The organism is Deltaproteobacteria bacterium GWC2_65_14 (assembly GCA_001797615.1).
Classification (GTDB): Bacteria; Desulfobacterota; Deferrimicrobia; order Deferrimicrobiales; family Deferrimicrobiaceae; genus GWC2-65-14.
In genome coordinates, this window is record MGPV01000022.1 from 63,550 (window position 1) to 71,692 (window position 8,143).

Here is an 8,143-nt window from a genome sequence, read left to right on the forward strand (position 1 = left end):
GCCGCTCACTTCCGGTTCCGGAAATCGAGAAGGCTCTGCAGCAGGAGGGCGGCCGAGAGGCTGTCCCGGATCTCCTTCCGCTTTTCGCGACGGACCCCGGAGGCGATGAGGTGCCGCTCCGCCTGCACGGTGGTCATCCGCTCGTCCCAGGGTTCGATCGCCACCCCGATCGCGCCGCCGAGCTTGGCCCCGAAATCCTTCGCCCGTTTCGCCTGGACCCCTTCCGTCCCGTCGAGCATCAGGGGAAGCCCGAGGACCACCGCCTCGACGGAGAATTCGCGGACGAGGGCCCCGATCGACTCGATGTCCCGGTTGTCCCCCCGCCTCCGGATGGCCGGCAGCGGCTGGGCGATCAGGCCGAGCGGATCCGATACCGCGACCCCGATCCGGTGGCTTCCGTAATCCAGGCCCAGCAGCCTTCCCGTACCCTTCTCCACGATCCTTCACCTCCCGGGAGAGTGTACGGGCCGACCCTCCCGTCCGTCAATCCGGGATTCCTTCCAGGCCCGGGATCGTGGTTGACGAATCCCCCGGGGTCCGGTAAGAGTAAAGGAATCCCGGAGGTGGTCGCACGGTGATCGACAGGATCATGGAGACCCTACAGGGGATGCTTTCGGATCCCTCCCTGTCCGTGCGGGTCTCCGCATCCGCCGCCATGGACCGGCTCCGGGCGAGAAAATCGCATACCGCCTACCTGGAAAGGCTCCGCGTGGGAACCCTCGAGGAGAGGGTGCGGATCGTGTTCGCCGCCGAGGAGATCGGGGGCAGGGAGGGGCTCTCCATCCTGCTGGCCGCGCTGTCGGACGGCGAAGCGGAGGTGCGGGGAGCCGCCGTCCGGGCCCTCGAATCCAGCCCGACTCCGCAGGTGCTGAAGGCGCTGGTGGAGCAGCTGACCAGGGAGAACGGGGTCGTGCTGGGGAATCTCCTGGAGGCGCTCGGGAAATCCTCCCGGAAGGAGTTGGCCCCGATCCTGGAGAGGTACCTGGACCACCCGGACTTCGAGGTCCGCGGAAAGGCGATCGTGGCCTACGCGCGGGTCGCCGAGGGGGAGGGGTGGAAGCATGTCCTGCGCTACTCGGGGGCGGAGAGCGAAACGGTGCGCGCGGCCGCAGCCCGCGCCCTCGGGGAGTGGAGCGCCGACCGCTAGTGCGGCGCCGTTCCGGGAACGACGCTACTCCGGGGGCGGCTGCGGCTGGGATTCCTGCAGGAAGACTTCCTTCCCCGCGTCCGGATAGAGCAGGGGATTCACCGTACCGAGGATCGCGCGGAGATGTTGGCCCGTCTTCGGATCCTTTTCCGTGAGATCCAGATGTTCCGGCCGGGGAAGCGGGTTCCCCTGGCGGTCGAAGAGAAGCGCCACCTTTGAGGGGCCCTGACCGGGGAGCCCCATGCCGAGCACGACCCCCACTTCCATCGTGGTGAGCCGCACCATCGTCCCGATCGGGTAGCTCCCCATGATCTTCGAGAGCACCGCGACATGGTTCGGGTCGACCGATTTCCCGCCGACCTTCCGCATGAGCTCCAGCGCACCGAGCGGGGTCCTCGCCTTCTGGTACGATCGCATCGTCGTCAGCGCGTCGAAGCAGTCGGCCACGGCGATGATCTGCGAATAGGAGTGGGTCCGGTAATCCGGATCCAGCTCCGGGTAGCCCTTCCGGTCGTACCGCATATGGTGCTCCCGGACCATGTGGGCGGAGCCGGGATGAATGTGCGGCATCTTCCCCAGAAGGACGAACCCTTCCTCCGGGTGCTTCTTGATCTCCTCGAACTCCTCCGGGGTGAGGGTTCCCGGCTTCCGGATCAGGTCGAGGGCGAGCCGGGTCTTCCCCACGTCGTGGAGGAGCCCTGCGACTCCGATCTCGATCTTCTCCCGGGTGGGGATGGCGAGCGCGTCCGCCAGCGCAAGGGAGATGATCGACACGTTCACGGAGTGGGTGTAGGTGTACTCGTCGTAGTTCTTGATCAGCGTCAGGGCCAGGATGGCGTCGCGGTTCCTCCGGAGCATGCTGCTCAGGTCTCCCGCGACCCGCTCCGATTCCGCGCCCGAGGGGATCCTCCCCATCCGCACTTCCTGCAGGACGGAGACGACCGCGTTCACCGCGTTGTCGTAGATCTCCCGGGCGAGGGCGTGATCGTCCTCCTCGTCCTCCTCGGGCGGCCTCACCCGGAGGTGGAGGATCCCCTGGGCCAGGAGCTGCCTCTGGATCTCCGGGGCGTCGAGCCCCTCCTCCTTCGCCTCGTGGAGATACCGGATGAAGGCCTCGATCTCGTCGGAGGTAAGCCCCCTGTCGAAGATGAGCGCCGGAATCCCGATCGCCGCCAGCCGCTGCATGAAGAGTTCGAGGGAAGAGGTCAGGCTGAAGATCGGGACCCCCTCGAAGACCAGCGTGCCGTCCGCGATGGCGAGGGCGAGCTCCTTCCGGTCCGCGAAGAAGAGGAGCAGGTCGGAGAAGCATTTGTCGACGGGAGACCGCACGGAGGGGTGTGTCGCGGGGTAAAGCCTCCGGTTCTTCAGGGAGGTCCCCAGCAACCGGATGATGTTTCCGATCACCTGTTCCTGCTGCCTGCGGTCCATCGTCTGTTCCGTCTACCCCTCGGTCCGTTTCAGGGCGCGTTCCGCTTCTATCCGGAGGTATGCCTTCGGGGACTGAGCAGCTCTCTGCACGATCTCCCTTGCGCGGTTCCCCTCCATCCTTGAGATGCTCCGGAGCGCGTGGGTTTTCATCGCGCGGAAATTTAGCGTTTCCCAGATCGCCGACGCGCCCAGGATCCCCTCGAGGGCGTCGAGGGCCTCTTGGGTGCCGATGGTCCGGAGGGAATCGATCGCCTCGTGGGCCAGCCGGTAGCTCGGGTAGAACAGCTTCCGCTCGACGACGCGCCGGTAGAGGGTCATCACCGCCTCCGGCTCCCGCTTTACAGAGAGGGCCGCGGTGGCGGTCAGCGCCACCGTTTCCTCCGGGAAGAAGCAGAGCTCGCCCAGCGAGAGCACCGCGGAGGGATGGTTGATCCGCGACAGCGCCTTGATCGCCTCCTTCTTCACCCGGAGGTCCGGGTGCGAGAGGACCGAGGCGATGTGGGGGGCGAGATCCGGGATCCCGAGGCCTCCCAGGATCGTGACGATGTTCCGCACGACGTACCACCGGGAGTCGGAGAGGGTGTCGAGCAGGAACGGCAGCGCAGGGCGGCCGATCCGCACGACGATGTCCACGATCGACTTCCGGACGAGCAGGTCCCCCTCCTCCGCGAGGGCGGAAAGGAGCGCCTTCACGGCCCGGTCTCCGAAGGCCGCGAGGACGTGCTCCGCCTCGCTGCGATCCCGGGCACCATGGTCCTGCAGGCGCCGGATGTAGTAGGACACCAGAACATCGTTCGCCAGCTCCTTGATCGCCATCCGGGCCAGGCCGGCGATCTCCTCGCTTTTCCCCGGGGGGTGCTCCATGTGCCGGACGAAGATCGACAGCGCGCGGGTGGAGAACTCGATTCTCCGGTCCACCGGCTCCTCGAGCAGCGCCTTCGTCAGGGAGATGACATGCTCGCGGTAGGCGGAAGGGTCGGTCTCCGCGGCGATCTTCTTCAGAAGCGCCTCGATGGTGACATCCTCGGGCCGGGTCTCCTCGAGGCCGAAGTCGAGGTCGGAGGCTTTCAGCGCCAATTCCTCCTCCCCCGTTTCCTCCAGCTCGTCCTTCTTCAGCATCTCGGTCAGCCCTTCGTAGTCGACCCGGTTCGCCCAGATGCGCGAAATCTTCCCCCGGAGGAGGACCCGCTCGAGCCCCCCCTCGTCCTGGATATCCTGGCTATCCCGGTTGAGGAGGGTCAGGAACGCGGTCATCTCCTCGACCTTCTGTCCGGGGAGGAAGATCATCCTGCTCACGTGCCGGTGGTAGAGCTCCCGGTTCAGGTCCGCCACTGCCTTGTTCGAGGCCGGCAGGGGCACGCTCCGGAACAGGAGGGCGTTTTTGGTGACGTCGATCTCCAGCCCGGTTTCGGGGAGGGGGAGCTCTTCGAGGGTGGTGACGATCTTCCAGATGCTCTGGATCAGGGCGGGGTGGCCTTCCGGGTAGAAACTGACGTTCTTGATTCCCTTGGCCATTTCGACCACCGCCAGGGAAACCTTCTGATGCAACAGATTTTCCGCCTGATCCGCCTTGGGGTCCATGGATGAAAACAGGTTTTATTATTTAAAATCCCAAATGTTTATAATCTAATGATGCCTATGTCCCAAGTCAATCGTTTTCCGGGCGTCACGGCATGGAGGATCCTGGCCACCGGGTTCGGAGCAGGGTACGTTCCACTGGCTCCGGGAACGGCCGGTTCGCTGCTGGCCCTCCCGCTCTGGTACTGGGGAGGCGGAACGGGGGTGATCCACTTCGGGGCGCTCGCGCTGCTGCTCCTCCTCTCGGTGCCGGCGATACGAGCGGAGATGCTTGAAACGGGGAGGAAGGATCCGCCGACCGCCGTCATCGACGAGGTGGCCGGGATGCTGCTGGCTGCGACCGGGATCCCCTGGGGGATCGTTCCGGTCCTTTCGGTGTTTCTTCTGTTCCGGCTGTTCGATATCCTGAAATTCGGACCGGCCGCCTGGATGGATCGGAGGGAGGGGGCGGCCTATGTCGTCGCCGACGATCTCTTCGCCGGCCTTTATGCCAACCTCGCCTACCGGGGGATCGCTTGGCTGATCGGGTGATCCGTACCCTCGCGCTCCGGGCGGGAAAGGCGCTTTCCGGGGCGGGATGGACCGTCGCCGTGGGGGAGTCCTGCACCGGCGGCGGGGTGAGCGAGGCGCTGACCGGGGTCCCGGGCAGCTCCGCCTATTTCCTGGGGGGGGTCGTGGCCTACGGGAACCTCTCCAAGACCAGGGACCTCGACGTCGCCGAGCCGTTGCTCGCAAGGCACGGCGCGGTGAGCGAGGAGGTTGCCGTGGCGATGGCCGAGGGGGCCAGGAGGAGGTTCGGGGGGGATGTCGGGATCGGCACGACCGGCATCGCCGGGCCGGGCGGCGGGACCCCGGAGAAGCCGGTGGGGACCGTCTGCATCGGGGTCGCCACGCCGAAGGTCCGGCTCTCGCACCGTTTCCGGCTCCGGGGAGGCCGGGACGCGGTCCGCAGGGAGACGGTGGTCCGGGCGCTCGGGCTTTTGCTCGAGTGTGTCCCCCAGCGGCAGGAGGGGGAAGGGTGAGGATGTTCGTGGGGATCGGCCTCCCGGAGGAGTGCCGGACCTCGATCGTGCGTGCCCTCTCCCCCGTGGCGGAGACGGGGCTGCCGGTCTCCTGGACGCGGGCCGAAAACCTCCACATCACGCTGAAGTTCCTCGGGGAGGTTCCGGACGCCCGTGTCGGGGAACTGGGAGGGCTGCTGGCCGAGTCGGCCAGGGGAACCGGTCCGTTCCGGCTTCTCGTGGAGGGGGCGGGCGGCTTCCCGACCCTGTCCTCCCCGAGGATTCTCTGGGCCGGGGTCCGGGAACCTCTTGATCCGGTAAGGAAGTTGCACCAGAATATGGAGAACATCCTGGCGGGGGCGGGATTCCCACGGGAGGGGAGGCCGTTCCACCCGCATGTCACGGTGGGCCGCGTACGCAGACGGCTTCCGGCGGGATGGACGGAACGGTTCGGCGGCGCCCTTTCCGGAAAGCGGTTCGGCGAAGTGCCCGCAAGGTCGTACCAGTTGTACGAAAGCCGGCTCTCTCCGTCGGGATCGACCTACACGGTGCTGGTCGACGTGCCGTTCGGGGGGTAAGCCGGGGAAAACGGAACAGGAAGGAGCAGGGAGGATGAGCCAGGACCCGAACCGGCGGAAGGCGCTCGAGATGGCGCTTTCGGCGATCGAGAAGAACTACGGGAAGGGCGCGATCATGCGCCTGGGGAGCGATGTCCCGGTCAAGGACATCCCCGTCATTCCCACCGGGGCGCTGTCGCTGGACGTGGCGCTCGGCATCGGCGGGATCCCCCGGGGACGGGTGAGCGAGATCTTCGGGCCGGAGGCTTCGGGGAAGACCACCCTGGCCCTTCACATCATCGCGCAGGCCCAGCGGCAGGGGGGGATCGCGGGGTTCATCGACGCCGAGCATGCCCTGGATCTCGGGTATGCCCGGAAGCTCGGACTGAACACGGACGACCTCCTCATCTCCCAGCCCGACACCGGGGAGCAGGCGCTCGAGATCGCCGAGATGCTCGTCCGCAGCGGTGCCCTCGACGTCCTCGTCGTCGACTCGGTCGCGGCGCTGGTCCCGAAGGCCGAGATCGAGGGGGAGATGGGGGATTCCCACATGGGGCTCCAGGCGCGCCTGATGTCCCAGGCCCTCCGGAAGCTTACCGGGTCGATCAGCAAGTCCCAGACGGCGGTCGTCTTCATCAACCAGATCCGGATGAAGATCGGGGTGATGTTCGGGAACCCCGAGACGACCACCGGCGGGAACGCCCTGAAGTTCTACGCCTCCGTCCGCCTGGATATCCGCCGGATCACCCAGATCAAGAAGGACGAGGGGGTCGTGGGGGCCCGCACGCGGGTGAAGGTGGTCAAGAACAAACTCGCCCCCCCCTTCCGGGAGGCGGAGTTCGACATCCTCTTCGGGGAGGGGATCTCCCAGGAGGGGGACATCCTAGACCTCGGGGTGGAGACGGGCCTCGTGGAGAAGAGCGGATCCTGGTACTCCATCGCCGGCGAGCGGATCGGCCAGGGGAGGGAGAACGCCCGGGTCTTCCTGAAGGACCATCCCGAGATCACCGGGGAGGTCCGCCGGAAGATCCTCGAGAAATCCGGGGTGCCGGGTCCGGGAGCAGCCGTGAAGGAGGGAACTTCCTAGGTGGAGTTGAACGAGATCCTCAAGTCCGCGATCAAGCATTCCGCGTCCGACATCCACCTGAAGGTCGGGCTTCCCCCCGTCCTCCGGGTGAACGGGAAGCTGCTTCCCCTGAAAACCCCCCAGCCGCTCCGGCCGGAGGACATCCAGGCGATGGGCGCGCAGATCTTCAGCGACGACCAGCGGGAGAAGTTCGAGAAGACCCACGAGGTCGACTGCGCCTACAGCGTCGCGGGGCTCGGGCGGTTCCGGGTGAACGTGTTTCTCCAGCGGGGGACGGTCGGGATCGCCATCCGGGTCATCCCGGTGGGCGCCCTCTCGTTTGCGGACCTCCATCTCCCGAAGGTCCTCGAGAAGATCTCCACGGAGCACCGGGGGCTGATCCTGTGCACGGGGACCACCGGCTGCGGAAAGTCGACGACGCTGGCCTCGATCATCGAGCAGATCAACAACAACCGAAGCTGCCACATCATCACGATCGAGGACCCGATCGAGTTTCTCCTCCGCGACCGGAAGAGCATCATCAACCAGCGCGAGATCGGGTCGGACACCATCTCCTTCACCGGGGCGCTGAAAAGCGCCCTCCGGCAGGATCCGGACGTGATCCTGGTGGGCGAGATGCGGGATCTCGACACGATCGAGACCGCCATCATGGCGGCCGAGACCGGCCACCTCGTCCTCTCCACGCTCCACACGCTGGACGCCGCCGAGACGATCAACCGGATCGTCGGGATCTTTCCCCCCTTTCAGCAGAAGCAGATCCGGCTCCAGCTCTCGACCCTTCTCAAGAGCGTCATCTCCCAACGGCTCGTACCGCGCAGGGACGGAACCGGGCGGGTTCCCGCGGTCGAGATCATGATCAACACGGCGCGGGTCCGGGAATATATCGAGGACAAGGACAAGACGAAGAAGATCCGGGAAGCGATCGCGCAGGGGTACGTCAGCTACGGGATGCAGACCTTCGACCAGTCGCTGATGGCGCTGTACAAGGAGAACCTGATCACTCTGGAGGAGGCGCTCCGGCAGGCCTCCAACCCCGACGACTTTTCGCTCCGCGTCCGCGGGATCTCCTCCACGTCCGATCTCACCTGGGACGATTTTGACAAGAGCGAGCCGCCCCCGGAACCGTAGGGGGGAGGGCCCCATGGGGGGAGGCGCGCTGGCTTCCGCCATGGCGATGCTGTCCCGGCGGGCCTTGAGCGAAGGGGAGATCCGGTTCCGGCTGATCCGGAAGGGGTTCGCCGGGCCCGAGGCGGAATCCGCCCTGGGCCGGCTGCGGGAGCTGGGGCTTGCCGACGACCGGTCCCTCTGCGGACGACTGGCCCGGTACTACCGCTGCGAGCGTCGG

The 8,143-nt window shown here is 66.4% G+C and carries 9 protein-coding genes and 1 pseudogene (1 of these 10 cut by a window edge); 7 read left to right on the forward strand and 3 right to left on the reverse strand.

Translation table 11 applies throughout. From position 1 onward, the window contains the following. Nucleotides 1-5: 5 nt before the first annotated feature. The gene (locus A2X88_08295) at nt 6-437 is read right to left on the reverse strand and encodes a hypothetical protein (protein OGP34852.1); all 432 of its coding nucleotides are present in this window, start codon (nt 435-437) and stop codon (nt 6-8) included. A gap of 137 nt (nt 438-574) precedes the next feature. Here A2X88_08295 and A2X88_08300 point away from each other — a divergent pair, with 137 nt between their 5' ends. Beyond that, nucleotides 575-1,147 (forward strand): hypothetical protein, encoded by a 573-nt coding sequence (locus A2X88_08300; GenBank protein OGP34853.1) that lies wholly within the window; start codon nt 575-577, stop codon nt 1,145-1,147. A gap of 24 nt (nt 1,148-1,171) precedes the next feature. Here A2X88_08300 and A2X88_08305 read toward each other — a convergent pair whose 3' ends face one another. Beyond that, on the reverse strand, nt 1,172-2,575 hold the full coding sequence (locus A2X88_08305; GenBank protein ID OGP34854.1) for a hypothetical protein: 1,404 nt from the start codon (nt 2,573-2,575) through the stop codon (nt 1,172-1,174). 12 nt (nt 2,576-2,587) lie between these two features. Next, the gene (locus A2X88_08310) at nt 2,588-4,156 is read right to left on the reverse strand and encodes a hypothetical protein (GenBank protein ID OGP34855.1); all 1,569 of its coding nucleotides are present in this window, start codon (nt 4,154-4,156) and stop codon (nt 2,588-2,590) included. Nucleotides 4,157-4,213: 57 nt separating this feature from the next. Here A2X88_08310 and A2X88_08315 point away from each other — a divergent pair, with 57 nt between their 5' ends. From A2X88_08315 to A2X88_08340, 6 genes and pseudogenes are all read left to right on the forward strand, one after another. After that, nucleotides 4,214-4,684, forward strand: coding sequence for a hypothetical protein (locus tag A2X88_08315; protein ID OGP34856.1), 471 nt, complete (start codon nt 4,214-4,216; stop codon nt 4,682-4,684). Continuing rightward, nucleotides 4,681-5,175, forward strand: coding sequence for a hypothetical protein (locus A2X88_08320; protein OGP34857.1), 495 nt, complete (start codon nt 4,681-4,683; stop codon nt 5,173-5,175). The genes A2X88_08315 and A2X88_08320 overlap by 4 nt, the downstream gene beginning before the upstream one ends. A gap of 2 nt (nt 5,176-5,177) precedes the next feature. Beyond that, a complete protein-coding gene (locus A2X88_08325; protein ID OGP34858.1) occupies nt 5,178-5,732 on the forward strand; it encodes a 2'-5' RNA ligase in 555 nt (184 codons plus the stop codon). Nucleotides 5,733-5,766: 34 nt separating this feature from the next. Further along, entirely contained in the window at nt 5,767-6,798 is a 1,032-nt protein-coding gene (locus A2X88_08330) for a recombinase RecA (protein OGP34859.1), read from the forward strand. After that, nucleotides 6,799-7,926 (forward strand): type IV pili twitching motility protein PilT, encoded by a 1,128-nt coding sequence (locus tag A2X88_08335; GenBank protein OGP34860.1) that lies wholly within the window; start codon nt 6,799-6,801, stop codon nt 7,924-7,926. It abuts the gene before it with no gap. A gap of 13 nt (nt 7,927-7,939) precedes the next feature. Further along, nucleotides 7,940-8,143, forward strand: a pseudogene (locus A2X88_08340) (hypothetical protein) (it continues 237 nt past the right edge of the window).

What these genes read in the sequence shown, in the direction of transcription:
- A2X88_08305 (OGP34854.1), bottom strand. Translation starts at nt 2,575, where the DNA reads ATGGACCGCAGGCAGCAGGAACAGGTGATCGGAAACATCATCCGGTTG.
- A2X88_08310 (OGP34855.1), bottom strand. Translation starts at nt 4,156, where the DNA reads ATGGACCCCAAGGCGGATCAGGCGGAAAATCTGTTGCATCAGAAGGTT.
- A2X88_08315 (OGP34856.1), top strand. Translation starts at nt 4,214, where the DNA reads ATGTCCCAAGTCAATCGTTTTCCGGGCGTCACGGCATGGAGGATCCTG.
- A2X88_08325 (OGP34858.1), top strand. Translation starts at nt 5,178, where the DNA reads ATGTTCGTGGGGATCGGCCTCCCGGAGGAGTGCCGGACCTCGATCGTG.
- A2X88_08330 (OGP34859.1), top strand. Translation starts at nt 5,767, where the DNA reads ATGAGCCAGGACCCGAACCGGCGGAAGGCGCTCGAGATGGCGCTTTCG.